Below are 16,879 nucleotides of genomic sequence, written 5' to 3'. Positions count from 1 at the left end.
ATGTTAAAAATATTTGTTTGTGATGATGAAATTGCTCATCGTAATAAGCTTACTCGGATGATTACAAATTATTTATTGATGAAAGACTATGATGTTCAATTCCAATTTGCTACGGATGATCCAATGATGATCTTGTCGTTTATTTCAAAACATAAAACAGAAGGAATCTATTTTTTGGATATTGATCTAAAAACGGATTTAAATGGGATCGAGTTAGCAAAAAAAATCAGAGATTACGACCCAACAGCAAAAATCATTTTTGTGACAACTTATACAGATTTAGTCTATTTAACTTTTTTATACAAAGTAGAAGCATTAGATTACATTGTCAAAGATAATATGGATACCTTTCAAAAGAGAGTGACGGAATGTATTGACGTCGCAATTGAACGCTATTTGAATACAAATCTGGAAACTAGACCCCAAATTTGGATTAAGAATGGTCCAGTTGATGTAAAGTTATATGTCGATGAAATATTTTATTTTGAATCTAGTCCAACACCCCATAAATTGATCGTCTATTTAGATAACCGCAGAATTGAGTATATAGGGAAGATCAAAGAAGTAGAAAGTATGTATGAGGTATTTTGTCGTTGCCATCAATCTTATGTAGTTAATCTGATGAATGTGAAAGAAATCAATAAAAAAGAACGAGTGATCACTATGGCCAATGGAGCAAAATGTTTAGTTTCTACTCGTCATTTAAAAAAAGTAGTCAATCAGTTCAAGAAATTAACCAGTTGTTGATTACATCTCCAGGTATTTCGCACTTTTGATCAAATAACGTTCACTTTTGATAAAACCAACTATCTTATAAAAAAACAAATATAATATAGATGAAAAGGAGCGGATCAAATGTCAGAAGAATCTATATCTTTAGAAGAAAAAGTTTCAAAAACAATTAGTAAGCGGATAGGAAGACAATTACAATTGTCAGAAATTGACTTGGCAAAAATGGAATATGGATTAGCTGTTCTTCTGGTAATTAGTTCAAAGATATTTTTTATCTACTGTTTAGCTGGGTGTCTTCATATTATTCTGCCGGTTTTGACTACCCATTTGGCATTTACACTAATGAGAAGAACAACAAAAAGTTTCCATGCAAGAGATAGTAATGTATGTACGGTCTTAAGTCTATTTTTCTTTGTCTTATTACCATATCTAGTTACTACTTTTGCTGTAGATGTCACAAGAGCCAACTTTGTGATCTGCAGTCTCATGATTTGCTTGATCTTGTGGTTCAAAGGGATAGTGATCGCACAAAAATCGGCGAAAAGTTCTTTGCTAAATGGAAAGAGCCAGATGATAGTGGTCAGTTTGTTCCTAACTATTTTTGGTGGGATTCAATCAAGTAACCGTATTCGTACCTTACTGTTGTTAGGCATGATGATCTCAACCCTTTTAATGTTTGTTCAAAAAAGAAAGGATGAAGAAAATGTTAAAAAAAATTAGCTCAAGAAAATTAAAATATATGCGAATTTTAGCAACTGTTGCTATTGCTGTTGCTACAGAAGCTATAGGTAAAGGAACAATGTGTACAGGAATTATTTATGAACCAAAAGTACCTGATGCATTGAAACAAATCGAAAAATAAACTTGGAAATCGAAATACTAGTGGAATAAAAAGAATTCATTATACGAAATAAGTCTTAGGATCAAAAATAGTAGTTGCTATTTTGACCCTAAGACTTATTTTTTTCGATAATTTTGTAAGAGCAAAACAAATATAAAAAAGAAAAAAGATTCCCATAATGTCGTTGTCCAACTAAATTCTTTTGAAATTCCAAAAAATAAATTCCCTGCATTAGAAACGATTAAATAAATTAAGGTAGTTATTAGAGCATAAATTATTTTCTTTACCATAATCTCACAACACCCCTTTTTTCAAAAACATGGCTAAAGCGTTCCATTTCTTCAAATGATCTTTACTTAAGTATAATTCATTTAAAAGATATTTGGAAAGAAATTTTATCTGTTTTTTACAGATAAGAAAGAAGAAAGAGAGTAGGAAACGATAAATATTAGAAAATTTTCATAGCAACTGATAGTTTTTTGTAATAATAACTGAGCATTATCTTTGCATTTTTTAATGTAGACTACTATCCTTTAAATATACCCAATAGAAAAAAGGCAACACAGTCTATTGGAGGGAAACGTTATTTATGAATGATTGTCATAGAAAGTGAAAAAAGGCTATTAGTATTAGCATGGCATGGTAGCGCTTTCTATTAAATCTTGTAAATAACATGTGTGATCACGGTCAATTAGAAGTAGGAGGTGGAGAATGAATAAAGGGTGGAAGATCGTCGGTATTCTTGCAAGTTTATTCTTGCTGACGGTGCTTTTAGGGATTGCGTTGATCAACGCACCGTATATGATGCCAGAACAGTTGGAACGTTTTCGATTTTTTGTCATAACGAACTACTACGTGCAACAATATCTATTTTGGACAGCTGTCGTTTTTGCTATACTTGTGCTTATTTTGTTATTAGTTGTTCTTTTCTATCCAAAATCCAAAGGAACGTTTGTTTTAAAACAAAAAGATGGAAAACTGACTTTAGACAAGAAAGCAATCGAAGGGCTTGTGCGATCACAATTACATGAAGAAGAATTTGTTGGTTCACCAAAAGTTCGAGTACGCTCAACAAAAAATAAAATCAATGTCCATGTAAAAGGGGATTTAAAACGAACATCCTCTTTAATTGGTAAAACAGGAGAATTGATGCGTGACATTGAACAACAAGTGGCACGAGTACTTGGTACTGAACAAAACATCGCTGTAGCTGTTACTTATAGTGGATTTGAAGATTACGACAGTAATGCACACAAGCACGCTCGAGTAGAATAGGAGGGGCCCATCATGAAAGAGATATTTTCAGCGTACAAGCTCCCTATTATCTTCGGGGGACTTGGCTTACTGTTAGCTGTTTTATGGATAACAGTTGGATTTTTTAAAACACTTCTAATATTAATCATGACTGCTATAGGTGCAGGCATTGGTTTTTATTTGAAAGAAACAAAAATATTTGATCAATTTTTTAAATCTTAGGAGGAACTGGACATGGAAAACAAAGAAATCAAAAATACAAATACAATGACATCTGAGAATAACCATATTTCACGTGGAGAATTAACTTACGAAGATAAAGTAATCCAAAAAATCATCGGTTATGCTTTGAAAGATGTTGACGGTTTATTAACATTAGATGGCGGTTTCTTCTCAAACATTGCTGAAAAATTAGTGAACACGGATAATGTCACAGCAGGAATCAATGCAGAAGTTGGTAAAAAACAAGTAGCTGTTGACTTAGATGTCGTTGTAGAATACGGAAAAGATATTGAAAATATCTATGATCAAATTAAAGACTTGATCAGCCGTGAAGTGAATGATATGACACATTTAGATGTAATCGAAGTGAATGTGAATGTAGTTGATATCAAAACACAAGAAGAATATGCAAAAGATCAAGAAACTGTCCAAGACAAAGTGACAGATGCTGCTAAATCAACTGGTCAATTTGCTTCAAAACAAACAGATAAAGCAAAAGCAGCTATGAATAAAGGAACACAAAAAGTGAAAGAAAACACTGAACCACGTGTTCAGTAATTGATTGTTAGTAAAAGAAATTAGGAGGAAATTAAAATGGGATTTATTTGGTCATTAATCGTCGGTGGTATTATCGGAGCAATTGCAGGGGCTATTACAAATAAAGGTTCTTCAATGGGAATCATTGCTAACGTAGTCGCAGGTCTAGTTGGATCAGCGATCGGACAAGCTTTACTTGGCACTTGGGGACCAAGTATCGGGGGCATGGCAATCGTTCCATCATTGATTGGTGCAATCATTCTTGTATTGGTCGTATCATTCTTTGCTCGTAAACTGTAAGAAATTGATCGGATCATTTGTTCGATCATAAATAAAATCAGAAGCTGAGACAATTATTGTCTCAGCTTTTTTTATCTACATTAAAAAAATTCGGTCTAGTTAGTAAAGTTTATTCGTGTAAGCTGTTTAGAATAAAAATATCATTGTTATTGTGAAGTTTTACTCAAAATCCTCTTGACTTGGAGTTGACTCCAAGTAGTACAATATCTTTTGTGGTAACAATTAGTAAGACCGAAATGAGTTATTCTTTACGGACATGTTATTGCAAAAGGAGAGAGAATAGTGAGTATAAAGACAAACATCTTAGACCAAATCAATGGTCCAACAGAGGTAAAAAAACTAACGATAGACGAAATGTCTGAATTAGCTACAGAAATGAGAGAAAAGATTTTACAAAAAAATAGTGCGATCGGAGGACATGTCGGCCCAAATTTGGGTGTCGTGGAATTAACAATTGCTTTCCACAATGTGTTTGACTCGCCCAAGGATAAAATTGTTTGGGACGTTTCCCATCAATCTTATGGACATAAGTTATTAACTGGTCGTAAAAATGGATTTGAGGAGGGAAGCTACCACGAAATTAGTGGCTATTCCAATCAACATGAAAGTGAACATGATTATTTTACTGTGGGGCATACTTCAACTTCAATCAGTTTAGCGGTCGGTCTTGCAAAAGCCCGTGATTTGAAACAGGAGAAAGGAAATATCATTGCTTTTATCGAGGATGGTTCCTTAAGTGGAGGCTTAGCTTTTGAAGGTTTGAATAATGGTGGAACAATCAATTCTAATTTGATCGTTTTAGTGAATGACAATGAAATGTCCATTGATGAGAATCAGGGAAGTTTATATCGTCATTTAGCAGAGCTTCGTGAAAGCAATGGGACAAGTAATGATAATTTATTTAAAGCGATGGGGTATGATTATCGCTACATTGCGGATGGTAATGATTTAGAAACAGTAATTGAGGTTTTCAGAGAAATTAAAGACATTGACCATCCAATCGTTTTACATGTTCACACCGAAAAAGGTCATGGCTATGAGCCAGCCGTCGAAAACAAAATGAAATATCATTGGCATGTACCGTTTGATTTAGAAACAGGCGAAGCGAAAAATGCTCCTACTAGTGAAAGTTTTAATCAAATAATTATGAACTATCTTGATGAAAAAACGAAAACAAGTGCAACGCCTATCGTGGCTGTGAATGCTGCGATTCCAGGAATGTTTGGCTTAAAGGAATTTCAAAAAAAACATCCAGAACACTACTTTGATGTGGGGATTGCAGAACAACATTCGATCACATTTGCTTCTGCTTTAGCATCTCAAGGGATTCGACCTGTGGTATTCCATTCAAGTGTGTTTTTACAACGAGCATATGATCAATTATCTCATGATTTAGCGATCAACGAAAATCCAGTAGTCATTCTAATTGGAGGAGCAAGCATTTCAGGAAGTGATCGTACCCACCAAGGGACTTTTGATATTCCTTATCTTTCAAGTATTCCTAATATTAAATATTTAGCGCCAGCTACGAAGGAAGACTTACTTTCGATGTTGGATTGGAGTTTATCGCAAACCGATTCACCGGTTGCTATTAGAATCCCTGCTCATGGTGTGACATCTGGTGAAGCAATCGCAAAAGACTACGCTATTCCAAGTTACCAACGCTTGGTTGCTGGAGATAAAGTTGCAATCTTAGCACTAGGTGGCTTCCTTGAATTAGGTAAACAAGCTTTAGAAGAATTTGCGAATCAGGGGATTTCAGGCACTTTGATTAACCCTGGAACGATCACCGAACTTGATCATGAAACTTTAGAAGAATTAAAAGAAAATCACCAATTGATTATCACTTTAGAAGATGGTAGTCTTTCGGGCGGATTTGGTGAAAAAATCAGTCGTTATTATGGAGATTCAGCAATCCAAGTTCTAAACTTTGGTTCTCAAAAAGAGTTTACTGATAGTGTACCTGTTCAAACATTGTATGAACGTTATCATTTGACACCAAAACAAATCGTAGCAGATAGTCTTAGCAGTTTAAATCAATAGAAAAAAACAGAGTAAGTTCGTGATATCTAACGAATTTACTCTGTTTTTTAAGAAATCCGGATTAAATATACTATATTTATATTATGTAAACAAAGTTAGGGATAAACCGAACGAGTAATGAAATAAACATTGCTTTTATCGATAAAAATCCCATAAAATAGAAAAGTAAAGAAATAATCTATTGTTAAGGAGGTTTTTTATTTGATTGATTTGCAAGAAATATTTACACAAAACCAGATTGCGTTTGAACTTTATCGCCATCGCCCAATTTTTACTAATGAGGATGCGTTAGTTGTAAAAGAGGAACAAGGGTTTAGTGGTACTGAGACGAAGAGCTTGTATCTAAAAGATAAACAAAACAATCGCTATATTTTTTTAACCTTCACGACTAAAAGAAGCGACTTTAAAAAATTAAGCAAACTGATTGGTAAAAGAGTGTCAGTTGTTTCGGCTGAAGAAATGGAAGCGGAAACGGGACAAAAGCCAGGTGCTGTTTCACCATTTGGTTATGAATCATCTGTTCCTGTCATTATTGATGAAGAAATATTCGCTCAGGAAAAATTAGTATTTGCACCTGGTAGACCTGATCAAACCATGGTAGTCAAAGTGGCTGATTTAGATAAGATCATTCAAGTATTAGAAATAAAAACGTATGTATTACCAGCAGGGGAGTGACCTGTAACCATAATGAAACAGGTTCATCTTAAGTAAAATCTTTTGTTTAACGAAGGTTTCGTGATAGAAAAACTGCGTATGAGTAAAGGCGCAGATGTGACGTTCCATATCAAAAAGCTTAGCTGATCAGAAAGTAAATCGAACATGGTTCAGACAAAAACGATGAGACGATCGTGAAAGTAAAACAAAAAAGCAAATGTCTAAGCTATAAACAAAAGTGTCATTTTGTTATAAAACATCGATCATCAGCTTTTTTATTTGGAAATTATTTTGTTCCTGTAATTAAGTTAATTGAGATAATAGTTGATCATATCCTAATTCTCTGGCATAATCTTCGGCAGTTTTCCCTTGATTATCACGCAATTCTTTATTTGCACCATGAGCCAATAATTCTCGGACGATGTCTTGGTAGATCTTTGAGCTATCTCGCAAAGCCACAGCTTCAATTAACGCAGTATAGCCATAATGATTTTGATGGTCAATATCAACACGACCATCAGTTAGCAAAAGTTTGACGTTGGCTAAATGTCCTTTTTCGGCAGCTGGTATCAATGCATTACCACCAAAACGGTTAACGATCGACTGATCAGGTTCACTATTTTCAAGCATATAAGTAAGAATCTCAGTTTTTCCTTGTGCGCCAGCATATAAGTAAGGGCTATCTTGAATATGATCTTGTAAGTTGATGTTCGCACCGTGATCAACAAGGATTTTTGCAATATCGATCATATTATGGTGGACAGCAATCAATAATGGGGATTCTCCTTTTTCATTTTGTTCATCAATCATCGCAGTTGACTGGTCTAACAACGTTTGAACTAGATTTAAATCCTCGGCACTAACAGCTTGTAACAAGCGACCTGGAGCAATTGACATTGGTGTTTCCTCCTTTGATGGATGGTTGGGATTAGTTGGTAAAGGCGCAGAAGTTGTAGAATCCAAAACAATCGAATTCGTGCTAGTAGTAGCACCATTTGACTGAGGGGACTGATTGGCGCATCCTGCAAATACCAATAACGTAGGGAATAACCATAGGATTGAATAAGGTTTCATGAAAACGCCTCCTCCATATTATTTTAGTTGAAATAGCCATAAACAGCAAAATAAATACTTGCTAAACAATGCACAGCTCTTTAATAGAGGCAAAAACGTAATTAGCAACGCTTCCAAGACGGATTCTTGACAAAAAAAGAACAATGATAGATAGTAAAAAATAGTGTCTGACTAAATCTAGACAGGAGAACAGCTTTTGATTCTGTCAAATGAAAGTAGGGGAGTAGATGTTTACACGTTTGTCATCTCAATTAACAGAAAGAGAAAATTATAAATTACTGATTGGTTCAATTATTCCCAGACCAGTAGCTGTTGTTTCAACATTAACTGAGAAAGGGAACTTAAACATTGCGCCATTCAGCTATTTTAATATCGTTAGTTCAAATCCACCCATCGTTTCGTTAGCTGTCCAAAGAAAAAATGAGCAGATGAAAGATACTGCTAAAAATATCTTAATAAGGAAAGAAGCAATTATCCAAGTTTTAGATGAGCAAAATGTGGTGGAGGTCAATAAAACAGCAGCAACTCTTCCGCAAGAAGAAAGTGAACTAACCTTGACTAACTTGACTACGAAAATAAATAGGAATGGTTCAATTCCACCAATCAATGAGTCAAAAATTGTTTTTGAAACGGATTTATATGACCATCTCGAAATTAAGAATGAGCAAGAAGTTACTGCCGATCTTTTTTTATTAAAAATCCATACGTATCAATTAAATGAAGAGGTATATGATCCAGTATCTGGGAAGATCGATCCCAAGAAACTCCAACCAGTTAGTCGATTAGCAGGGAATGATTATGCAACCTTAGGGAAAATCTTTACCATCCCTAGGCCAAAGTGAACCACATGACGATAAATATGTTATTTTTAGAGGGTGTATAATCCTAAAAATATTATTATAATATTGGCGTAATTTCATTTCTTTCATGAATGGAGTAAGAAATGAAATTTAGCTAAAACATTTTTTAGTTATAAAAAACAATAAAGTTTTTTTAGGTAAACCGAATGATTTAAAGTTTTATTTGAAATATACAAGTAAAAAGGCAGATATGAGGATTTCTAGTGCATGGATAAACTGGTATGTAAATGTTAAGATAACTTGATAATTTATTCCGAAAAGTGAAAACAAGAACATTAAAACAAAAAAATCAATCAAGTCAGCAAAGGATTTTCATACTAAACGACTTCCTAAAAAGGGGAAATATATTAAAGATTGATTAATTTTGTTTTTTTATCAAATAAATGATTGCTAAAATAGTTAAAGAAGCTTACTATTAACTCTGTAAAAAATAAAAATAGTAATAACCTTGTTAGGTGAGGCTCCTATACAAACATATGCTATTGCTCAGAAACGTCGAAAGACGCCAATGAGTCAAACAGGAATTGTCGGATTAAGGCTTTTTCAAATAGCTAAGAGTGTTTCTTTACGTTGTATAGTGCTAAAACTCGGACGATGAGATGATGCTAGGTCAGAATTCTTGTTCGAAAAGGTTTCTGACCTTTTCTTATATTCTATAACTGATTCTATATTTAACTGCTCGTGTTCGCCTAACTTGTGTAAGAGGAGGGGGATATGCGATGTGGAAAAACAGAAAGATCGACTGGTTGATTTTAGGCCCTTATTTGGCTTTGTCAATTGTCGGTCTTTTAGAGATATATAGTGCTAGTTCCTATCGTTTATTGGTAGCAGGAAGTGATCCTAAAAGCTTATTTATTCGGCAATTTTTGTTTATTATTCTTAGTTGGGGCGTAATTGTATTGACCTATTCCATCAGATTACAAGTTCTACTGAAACCAAGAATAATAAAAGCTGGATTGATTGTATCGGGCTTATTATTAGCGATGATGAAACTCGGGATTTTTGCTGTAACAGTTAATGGTGCCCAGCGGTGGGTTTCAATCGCTGGAATCCAGTTTCAACCGTCAGAAATCGCAACCATTTTTTTGATTTTATATTTAAGTCGTTTTTTTAGAAATGACCGCAGTGTTCCTGAGAAACTTCATATACCAGTGTTGATCGTGGGCGGAATCGCCGTGCTTGTTTTGTTTCAACCTAAAATTGCGGGAGCACTGATGATTTTAGCTATTGCTGGAGCTATCTTTTGGGCTGCAGCTATTCCCATTAAAAAAGGGCTGATAATTATCGGAGCAGCGATTGCTAGCTTGATCTTAGTAGCTGGCTTAGTTTTACTACTTGAAAAGCATCATTTGTTACCTTCATTTTTTGAACACGCTTATGACCGAATCGCAATGGTTCATAATCCTTTTTTAGATGAACATGGTGCAGGATACCAGATGAGTAACTCTTACTATGCACTATACAACGGTGGCCTATTTGGTCGAGGAATGGGGAATAGTATTACTAAAAAAGGTTATCTCCCTGAATCCGAAACAGATTTTATTTTCTCAGTCATTGCTGAGGAGTTTGGGTTGATAGGCGCATTACTTGTTTTGTTTTTGCTTTTCTTATTATGTATGCGAATCTTCCAAAAGAGTACGAAACAAAAGAACCAACAGGCAACTTTGATCTTAATTGGTGTAGGGACATGGATACTCGTTCAGACAAGTATCAATATTGGAAGCATCCTTGGTTTAATTCCAATGACAGGTGTACCATTGCCATTTGTCAGCTACGGAGGAACAAGCTATTTAATCTTGTCTTTTGCTATTGGATTAGCTTTGAATATCTCGTCTCGACAAGTGAAAGAGAAAAATAAGCAGGTTGAGAGGTTACAACTCAAGAAACCTGAACTGTTAAACAAGAACAATTAAGAATCTCTCAATTGGACTATCATAATAAAAAAATGGCTATATTTCAAGTAAGAGGTTCGGTTAGAAAGAGGAATCGAAAATGAAAACATTTCAAAAAGTGATTTTAGGTCTATTGACGGCAGTCGTCATTGTCATCGGCTATTTTTCTTTTGAGTTTGTTCATGGTTATTCTTCAACGAGTCGAGCAGACGATGTACCAAAAGTAGAAGCCAAAAGTGTTCCTAAGATTATCAATGTGGCATTGATTGGCTCTGATGCCCGGTCGAAAGAAGAAAATGGACGTTCAGATTCTTTGATGATTGCTCAGTATAATCAAAAAACTAAAAAAGCAAAATTGGTTTCGATTATGCGTGATTCTTATGTAGATATACCTGGGCATGGTCAAGATAAAATCAACGCAGCTTATTCATATGGCGGGATTGATCTTTTGAACCAAACATTGAAAGAAAATTTCAAATTTGAAACACCTTATTATGCAAGTATCACCTTCCAAGATTTCATTGATTGTGTCAATGAGCTATTCCCTAACGGTGTAGATATCAATGCTGAGAAAGATTTAGACTTGGATGGTGTATACATCAAAAAAGGTGAACAAACGATGGATGGGAATACCTTATTGCAATATGCGCGTTTTAGAGAAGATGCTGAAGGAGATTTTGGACGGATCAGAAGACAACAACAAGTGATCAAAGCAATTTCTAAGCAATTAAAAGATGTGACTTCCATCCTTAAATTACCAAAAGCAATCGGTCAACTCTTGGGAAGTATTAAAACGAATTTACCTGAAAGTGTATTAATTGATTGTGGTATTGATTTCTTAAAAGATGACAAACCAATTGATACGTTATCTGTACCAGTTGAAGGTAGTTGGAATTTTAATGATTACACACCTTCTGGTAGTGTACTAGAACTTGATTTAGAAAAAAATCAATTAGCAATCAATCAGTTTTTAGACCAATAGATTTACATTTTATTTAAAGTGTAAGAAGTTAGAAACAAGCGATTGTCGTTGTGTTCTAGCTTCTTTTCTTATGGTAAAATGGATAGAAGTTAAGATAAGAAAATGTGAGCGGAGGGACAAAATGAAACGAAGTGACAATCATCGTAGGAACAAGACTGGTGTTTATCTAACAAGTGCCCTTGTTTTGGTTCTTGCGGCTGGTGGCGGGTATTTTTACTATCAAAAAACGCAAGAAGAGCAAGTGGTTTCAGCAGGAGAAAAAACGATCCAACAGTTTGCGGAACGTTTAAGTACTGGCGATTATAAAAAGGCGATGTCATACACACAAATTGATTCACAGACTAAGAAGACAATTTCTGAAAAAGAAGCTCTTGAAAAATACCAAAACATTTACGGAGCTGTGGCCATAAAAGGCTTGGAAATCTCTAATTTAAAAGTGACGAAAAAAGATAGTGAAACCTATTCTTTTTCTTATAAAGCTAAAATGAATACAAGCTTAGGCGAATTAAAAGACCTATCATATAAAGGAACTTTGACAAATAGAAATGATCAGATCAAAATCAACTGGCAGCCGAACTTGATTTTTCCTCAAATGGAAGATACGGACAAAGTAAGTCTGACTAGTGAGGAAGCTAAAAGAGGCGATATCCTTGATCGAAATGGAAAGAAATTAGCAACGACGGGCAAATTGAAACAGTTAGGGATTGTTCCTAGAAAGCTGGGAGAAAAAGAAGAGAAAACAGCAAACATTAAAGCAATTGCTGCAGCTTTTGATCTTTCAGAAGATGAAATCAATCAAGCTATCTCTCAAAGTTGGGTACAACCGGACTATTTTGTTCCTCTAAAAATCATTGATGGACAAACCCCCGAATTACCAAGCGGAGCAGCGATCCAAGAAGTTGATGGTCGCACCTATCCGTTAGGCGAAGCAGCAGCGCAATTGATTGGTTATGTTGGTGATATCTCAGCAGAAGATATCAAAAAGAATGCTGAATTAAGTAGTAATGGTAAAATTGGTCGTTCTGGTCTGGAAATGACTTATGACAAAGAACTACGTGGCACCAATGGGGGGAAATTGAGTATTACGGATGCTGATGGGACAGAAAAAGAAGTATTGATCGATCAAGAAGTGAAAAATGGTCAGGATATCAAATTAACTCTTGATGCCGATGCTCAAAAAATCGCATTTGATAGTTTAGGTGGAAAAGCGGGTTCAACAGTAGCGACTTCGCCAAAAACGGGTGAGTTGTTAGTATTAGCGAGCTCTCCAAGTTATGATCCAAACAAAATGACAAATGGAATCTCTCAAGAAGATTATCAAGCCTATACTGAAAATAAAGATCAACCATTTATTAGTCGTTTTGCTACCGGTTACGCTCCCGGATCTACATTTAAAATGATTACTGCCGCAATCGGATTAGATAATCAAACGCTGAATCCAGACGAAGTATTGACGATCAATGGATTGAAATGGCAAAAAGACCAATCATGGGGATCGTATCAAGTTACTCGTGTCAGCGATGTGCCTCAAGTCAATCTGAGAAACGCAATGATTTATTCAGATAATATCTATATGGCTCAAGAAACCTTGAAAATGGGTGAGAAGAAATTCCGCGAAGGATTAAATAAATTCATTTTTGGGGAAGACTTAGATTTGCCGATCAGCATGAATCCCGCACAAATCTCAAATAAGGATAGTTTTAAGTCAGAAATCTTATTAGCAGATACTGGTTATGGACAGGGAGAACTATTGATCAATCCGATCCAACAAGCAACGATGTATTCTGTTTTTGCTAATAATGGAAATCTCGTTTATCCAAAATTAGAGATGGATAAAGAAACGAAAGTTAAACAAAATGTCATTGCTACAACAGCTGTACAGACGATTCTGCCAGATTTGAAAGATGTTGTTCAAGATACGAATGGTACCGCTCATTCTTTAGCTGCTTTAGGCATACCAATAGCAGCAAAAACTGGTACAGCGGAAATCAAAGAAAAACAAGATGAAAAAGGACAAGAAAATAGCTTCCTATTTGCTGTGAATCCTGATACAAATGGTTATCTCATGATCAGCATGTTAGAAGATAAAGCAGAAGGTGATTCTGCAACGAAACGTGCACCTGAGTTGCTCCAATACTTGAATCAAAACTATCAATAGACGAATGAATAAAACTAATCAATGACTGTAGTCACTACTTACATTTGGGCTAGGAAACCTAAATTATTTAGAATACAACAGTCACTCGATTAGTTTTTTTATATAGGGATGCTTTAGAATGATCTTTTTACTTTTGGTTTAACGATAAAAGTAGCTAAACCTAATAAAATGAATCCAATAATGAATGGCATCGTATGATGGAAAGTAGCATATAGTTGACCACCAATCATCGGACCGATCACTCTAGCTAATGCTTGGATGCTTTGTGAAGCCCCTTGGATTTTTCCTTGGTCCTCTTTGCTAGCATACGTTGAAATCAAACCATTATAGGAAGGACTAAAAATCGCATCTCCTAGCCCGAAAAAGACCATGCCGATGATAAAGCAGGGGATCGAGCTATAAAAAGCAGAAAGGATGATGACAGAATAACCAATCATTTCACTGGTAATACCCATAGTAATGATCTGGTTTTCTCGCCAAAATTTTAATAAAATCGGCATAATCAACAGTTGAGCAAAAATGTCCATAATGCCAATTAACGAGAAAGTAAAACCGATGATAATTGGCGATAGATGGAAAGTATCAATTGAAAATTGAGCAAAAATCGCTTGGAATGAACCGTTGGGTAGCCAAATCAAAAAACCTGTGATCAATAACCATTTGACTGATCGAAAAGTGAAAACCAATTGGAGTTGCTTGAAGGGATTGATTTGCTGAAGAGAAAGATTTCTTGTACGTTCACGTTTAGTCAAACTTTCAGGCATAAAAAAATAACCGTAAACCGCATTACTCAAAGACAAAAAGGAGGCAACGTATAAGGGAGTTGCTGGTCCGTACTGTGCCAAGAACCCACCAATCAAAGGACCTGCTGCAGTTCCAATCCCAACCGTCGCGCTAATCCATCCAAAATATTTTGTTCGACTTTCAATTGGCGTCAAATCAGCAAAATAGGCAAGAATAGCTGAGATTTCGCCGCCGGTCAGCCCCTCAATTATTCTACAAAGAAAAAGTATCCATAAAGCTCCACCAAAGCCAAATAAATAGTACCCAATCGCAGAGCCAAACAAACTGCTGATCAAAATAATTTTCCGACCAAACCGATCACTGAGTGCGCCTAACATAGGGGCGGCTAAAAACATGGAAAAAGCATAGATCGCACTGAGTAGTGTCACCGTGGTTGCTTGTTGCTGTGTGTTTTTTGTGTATTGCTCTACCATAAATGGGATGACCGGATTAACGATTGTTAACCCTAATCCAATCAAAAAGACCGAAGTGAAACCAAAAACGAGTGCATGTTTGTTGATTGTTGTATTCATATCAAAACTCCTTAGCTATAAAATGTTTCCTAGGAAACATTTTATATAGTATATGTTTATTGTTTCCTTGTCAACAATAAACGGAGAGATACTACGATAGAAGAATGAAATCTAACGAAGCAGAGAGCAAAAAAAACCGTGATCTTAAGATCACGGTTGATTACACATGCACTTTATTTTTCTAATTTTGTTCTTTTTAAATTTTCTCTAAAGCGACCGATAAAACGAAAAACAGTATCAAACTCTTCCTTAGTCATTTGTTGAAAAACGACCTCATTTTCTTTAAGAAATTCTTCATGGAGCTTTTGATGCATTTTGTTAATACGCTGACCTTCAGCTGTCAGGCGAAAGTAACGCTCTTTTTTATTTTCAGGTTTCTGATAGCTTTCAAGTAAGCCGTTAGTGATCATTTTTTTAGTTAGCTTACTAATTGCTCCACGAGTCATGTAACTAGCATTTGCTAATTTGGTTACATTTGGATTTGAAATTGATGCTACTTTTTCGATTAAGTCGATCTCATTTAAAGAATAGCCTTCGAGTACTTGTTCTAATTTTGGTTTATTACGCCAAGTGATCTCGTTAGTCAGATCGACCATCTCACTAATCAATTTAAGTCTTGAGTCCATTTTTCACCGTCCTTTTTCTCTAGTATAACGAATGGACATTATCATCACAACATTCATTGATAGATAGTAAGTTAATTGGCGTATACTTTTTTAGTGAAATATTTAAGAATCAGAGGTGAGATCAGAGTACTTAACAAAACAACGATCACTAAAGGAGAGTAGTAGTGATTTTCAATCAAGTTGCTTTGTTGTCCGATCTGTAAAATGATCAGTGCCATTTCACCACGAGAAATCATACCAGCTCCTACCATGAGTGCACTGTTGGAAGAAAAACCAGAGAATTTTGCTCCAATATATCCGCCAATAAGTTTAGTCAGAATCGCTACGAGTGTCAAAATCAAAATAAATAGTATCTGTTCACTAAAGTTAGAAAAATCTACTTCTAAACCAACACTCACAAAAAAGACGGGGATGAATACTGCATATCCTAAAGCTTCAACATTATTGTAAACTTCATGTTTTACTTTTGTTTGACTCACTGCAATCCCAGCAAAAAATGCCCCAATTACTGAACTTAACCCAATCAGGTCTGCTAAATAAGACATTCCTAGGCAAATGACTAATGACATAATGATAATGGCTGAATTCGCATAGATTTTTTCTGCTAGAGACATTAAAAATGGAGCGATCCATTTCACTAATAAAAAGATAAATAAGAAATAGAATAGTTGTTCCAACAAGAGTAAAGGAAGGGGTAGGTTGCTCGTAGACTTACCTGTTAAAAAAGATAAACTGAAGCTTAGCACTAGAACAACCAGAATATCATCAACGACAGAGGCACCTAGAATCGTTGATCCTTCCTTCGTATTCACAACATTCAGTTCTTTTAGTACTTCGACAGAGATACTAACAGAAGTCGCAGCTAAAATAATCCCAAAAAAGATTGCTTCATTATTTGCTACTTGAAACGCCTCGCCAGTAAGCCAACCGAAAAAGACAGGGAAGAGGATTCCTAAAAGTGCTACAAACATGCCTGGTTTAAAATATTTTTTCAATAAGGATAAATCACTTTCCAAACCTGCTAAGAACATCAGCAAAATGACACCAATTTCAGAAAAATCATGAACTAAAATATTTGGATGAACCCAGCCAAGTCCTGCTTGTCCTAGTAATACACCAACTAACAATTGCCCAATAACAGCCGGAATCCCAAATCTTCTTGAAATATGCGAACCAATTGTAGTTGCAACAAGGATTAGACACAAGATACCAATAAACTCCATAAGATAGTCAAACCTTTCTTTATTCAATAGTCTCAAATATATAATAACATTAATTATTTTATTTGTGGTAAAAAGAGATTGCATAAGAAATCAGCAATCAGAGACTCGGAGAATGAAAAATTTTAAAGCAAATAAAAAGAGGGAGCAATCAGAAAGTTTACCCCT

The 16,879-nt window shown here is 35.2% G+C and carries 17 protein-coding genes and 1 riboswitch; of the genes, 13 read left to right on the top strand and 4 right to left on the bottom strand.

Annotated features, from left to right (window positions below; genetic code table 11):
• The 9 genes from IGJ18_RS07350 to IGJ18_RS07310 all read left to right on the top strand — a co-directional run bounded on the left by IGJ18_RS07350 (position 1) and on the right by IGJ18_RS07310 (position 6,604).
• Positions 1-747 (top strand): LytR/AlgR family response regulator transcription factor, encoded by a 747-nt coding sequence (locus IGJ18_RS07350; protein ID WP_081127546.1) that lies wholly within the window; start codon positions 1-3, stop codon positions 745-747.
• 108 nt (positions 748-855) lie between these two features.
• Complete coding sequence (locus IGJ18_RS07345; protein WP_411245468.1) at positions 856-1,452, top strand: accessory gene regulator B family protein; 597 nt, start codon at positions 856-858, stop codon at positions 1,450-1,452.
• A complete protein-coding gene (locus IGJ18_RS07340) occupies positions 1,436-1,594 on the top strand; it encodes a cyclic lactone autoinducer peptide (RefSeq protein WP_010737642.1) in 159 nt (52 codons plus the stop codon). Before IGJ18_RS07345 ends, IGJ18_RS07340 begins: the two co-directional genes overlap by 17 nt.
• 690 nt (positions 1,595-2,284) lie before the next feature.
• Positions 2,285-2,848 carry an alkaline shock response membrane anchor protein AmaP gene (amaP, locus tag IGJ18_RS07335; protein ID WP_010737641.1) on the top strand — a complete coding sequence of 188 codons (564 nt, stop codon included), beginning with the start codon at positions 2,285-2,287 and terminating at the stop codon, positions 2,846-2,848.
• A gap of 12 nt (positions 2,849-2,860) precedes the next feature.
• Complete coding sequence (locus tag IGJ18_RS07330) at positions 2,861-3,049, top strand: DUF2273 domain-containing protein (protein ID WP_010719095.1); 189 nt, start codon at positions 2,861-2,863, stop codon at positions 3,047-3,049.
• 12 nt (positions 3,050-3,061) lie between these two features.
• Complete coding sequence (locus IGJ18_RS07325) at positions 3,062-3,607, top strand: Asp23/Gls24 family envelope stress response protein (RefSeq protein WP_010719096.1); 546 nt, start codon at positions 3,062-3,064, stop codon at positions 3,605-3,607.
• Between the two features lie 36 nt (positions 3,608-3,643).
• Positions 3,644-3,886, top strand: coding sequence for a GlsB/YeaQ/YmgE family stress response membrane protein (locus tag IGJ18_RS07320; protein ID WP_010719097.1), 243 nt, complete (start codon positions 3,644-3,646; stop codon positions 3,884-3,886).
• A gap of 282 nt (positions 3,887-4,168) precedes the next feature.
• On the top strand, positions 4,169-5,929 hold the full coding sequence (locus IGJ18_RS07315) for a 1-deoxy-D-xylulose-5-phosphate synthase (RefSeq protein ID WP_438843095.1): 1,761 nt from the start codon (positions 4,169-4,171) through the stop codon (positions 5,927-5,929).
• Positions 5,930-6,130: 201 nt separating this feature from the next.
• Positions 6,131-6,604, top strand: coding sequence for a YbaK/EbsC family protein (locus IGJ18_RS07310; RefSeq protein ID WP_178286213.1), 474 nt, complete (start codon positions 6,131-6,133; stop codon positions 6,602-6,604).
• Positions 6,605-6,886: 282 nt separating this feature from the next.
• Here the strand turns inward: IGJ18_RS07310 and IGJ18_RS07305 are convergent, their stop codons facing one another.
• A complete protein-coding gene (locus IGJ18_RS07305) occupies positions 6,887-7,657 on the bottom strand; it encodes an ankyrin repeat domain-containing protein (protein ID WP_438843094.1) in 771 nt (256 codons plus the stop codon).
• Positions 7,658-7,884: 227 nt separating this feature from the next.
• On the opposite strand from IGJ18_RS07305, the gene IGJ18_RS07300 reads away from it, so the two are divergent.
• From IGJ18_RS07300 to pbp4, 4 genes are all read left to right on the top strand, one after another.
• Complete coding sequence (locus IGJ18_RS07300) at positions 7,885-8,499, top strand: flavin reductase family protein (RefSeq protein WP_053766842.1); 615 nt, start codon at positions 7,885-7,887, stop codon at positions 8,497-8,499.
• A gap of 458 nt (positions 8,500-8,957) precedes the next feature.
• Positions 8,958-9,123, top strand: a riboswitch (M-box (ykoK) riboswitch).
• A gap of 113 nt (positions 9,124-9,236) precedes the next feature.
• The gene (locus IGJ18_RS07295; protein WP_034698076.1) at positions 9,237-10,430 is read left to right on the top strand and encodes an FtsW/RodA/SpoVE family cell cycle protein; all 1,194 of its coding nucleotides are present in this window, start codon (positions 9,237-9,239) and stop codon (positions 10,428-10,430) included.
• Positions 10,431-10,509: 79 nt separating this feature from the next.
• Positions 10,510-11,391 (top strand): LCP family protein, encoded by an 882-nt coding sequence (locus tag IGJ18_RS07290; protein ID WP_010737634.1) that lies wholly within the window; start codon positions 10,510-10,512, stop codon positions 11,389-11,391.
• A 121-nt stretch (positions 11,392-11,512) separates the two neighbouring features.
• Entirely contained in the window at positions 11,513-13,549 is a 2,037-nt protein-coding gene (pbp4, locus tag IGJ18_RS07285; protein WP_438843093.1) for a penicillin-binding protein PBP4(5), read from the top strand.
• A gap of 113 nt (positions 13,550-13,662) precedes the next feature.
• On the opposite strand, the gene IGJ18_RS07280 is transcribed toward pbp4, so the two are convergent.
• The 3 genes from IGJ18_RS07280 to IGJ18_RS07270 all read right to left on the bottom strand — a co-directional run bounded on the left by IGJ18_RS07280 (position 13,663) and on the right by IGJ18_RS07270 (position 16,714).
• Entirely contained in the window at positions 13,663-14,865 is a 1,203-nt protein-coding gene (locus IGJ18_RS07280; RefSeq protein ID WP_438843092.1) for an MFS transporter, read from the bottom strand.
• 173 nt (positions 14,866-15,038) lie between these two features.
• Positions 15,039-15,491: a MarR family transcriptional regulator gene (locus IGJ18_RS07275; RefSeq protein WP_088775291.1), complete on the bottom strand. Its 453-nt coding sequence runs from the start codon at positions 15,489-15,491 to the stop codon at positions 15,039-15,041.
• Between the two features lie 71 nt (positions 15,492-15,562).
• The gene (locus tag IGJ18_RS07270; RefSeq protein ID WP_010719107.1) at positions 15,563-16,714 is read right to left on the bottom strand and encodes a cation:proton antiporter; all 1,152 of its coding nucleotides are present in this window, start codon (positions 16,712-16,714) and stop codon (positions 15,563-15,565) included.
• Between the last annotated feature and the right edge of the window lie 165 nt (positions 16,715-16,879).

Origin of the sequence: Enterococcus sp. AZ078 (assembly GCF_051714985.1) — a bacterium.
Taxonomy (GTDB): Bacteria; Bacillota; Bacilli; order Lactobacillales; family Enterococcaceae; genus Enterococcus_B; species Enterococcus_B hirae.
Note: the sequence above shows the minus strand (reverse complement) of the source record. Positions and strands in the feature narration are given on the sequence as shown.

Excerpts from the sequence above, each read along its gene's own strand:
- IGJ18_RS07350 (WP_081127546.1), top strand. The coding sequence starts at position 1 with ATGTTAAAAATATTTGTTTGTGATGATGAAATTGCTCATCGTAATAAG.
- IGJ18_RS07345 (WP_411245468.1), top strand. The coding sequence starts at position 856 with ATGTCAGAAGAATCTATATCTTTAGAAGAAAAAGTTTCAAAAACAATT.
- IGJ18_RS07340 (WP_010737642.1), top strand. The coding sequence starts at position 1,436 with ATGTTAAAAAAAATTAGCTCAAGAAAATTAAAATATATGCGAATTTTA.
- amaP (WP_010737641.1), top strand. The coding sequence starts at position 2,285 with ATGAATAAAGGGTGGAAGATCGTCGGTATTCTTGCAAGTTTATTCTTG.
- IGJ18_RS07330 (WP_010719095.1), top strand. The coding sequence starts at position 2,861 with ATGAAAGAGATATTTTCAGCGTACAAGCTCCCTATTATCTTCGGGGGA.
- IGJ18_RS07325 (WP_010719096.1), top strand. The coding sequence starts at position 3,062 with ATGGAAAACAAAGAAATCAAAAATACAAATACAATGACATCTGAGAAT.
- IGJ18_RS07320 (WP_010719097.1), top strand. The coding sequence starts at position 3,644 with ATGGGATTTATTTGGTCATTAATCGTCGGTGGTATTATCGGAGCAATT.
- IGJ18_RS07305 (WP_438843094.1), bottom strand. The coding sequence starts at position 7,657 with ATGAAACCTTATTCAATCCTATGGTTATTCCCTACGTTATTGGTATTT.
- IGJ18_RS07300 (WP_053766842.1), top strand. The coding sequence starts at position 7,885 with ATGTTTACACGTTTGTCATCTCAATTAACAGAAAGAGAAAATTATAAA.
- IGJ18_RS07295 (WP_034698076.1), top strand. The coding sequence starts at position 9,237 with ATGTGGAAAAACAGAAAGATCGACTGGTTGATTTTAGGCCCTTATTTG.
- IGJ18_RS07290 (WP_010737634.1), top strand. The coding sequence starts at position 10,510 with ATGAAAACATTTCAAAAAGTGATTTTAGGTCTATTGACGGCAGTCGTC.
- pbp4 (WP_438843093.1), top strand. The coding sequence starts at position 11,513 with ATGAAACGAAGTGACAATCATCGTAGGAACAAGACTGGTGTTTATCTA.
- IGJ18_RS07280 (WP_438843092.1), bottom strand. The coding sequence starts at position 14,865 with ATGAATACAACAATCAACAAACATGCACTCGTTTTTGGTTTCACTTCG.
- IGJ18_RS07275 (WP_088775291.1), bottom strand. The coding sequence starts at position 15,491 with ATGGACTCAAGACTTAAATTGATTAGTGAGATGGTCGATCTGACTAAC.
- IGJ18_RS07270 (WP_010719107.1), bottom strand. The coding sequence starts at position 16,714 with ATGGAGTTTATTGGTATCTTGTGTCTAATCCTTGTTGCAACTACAATT.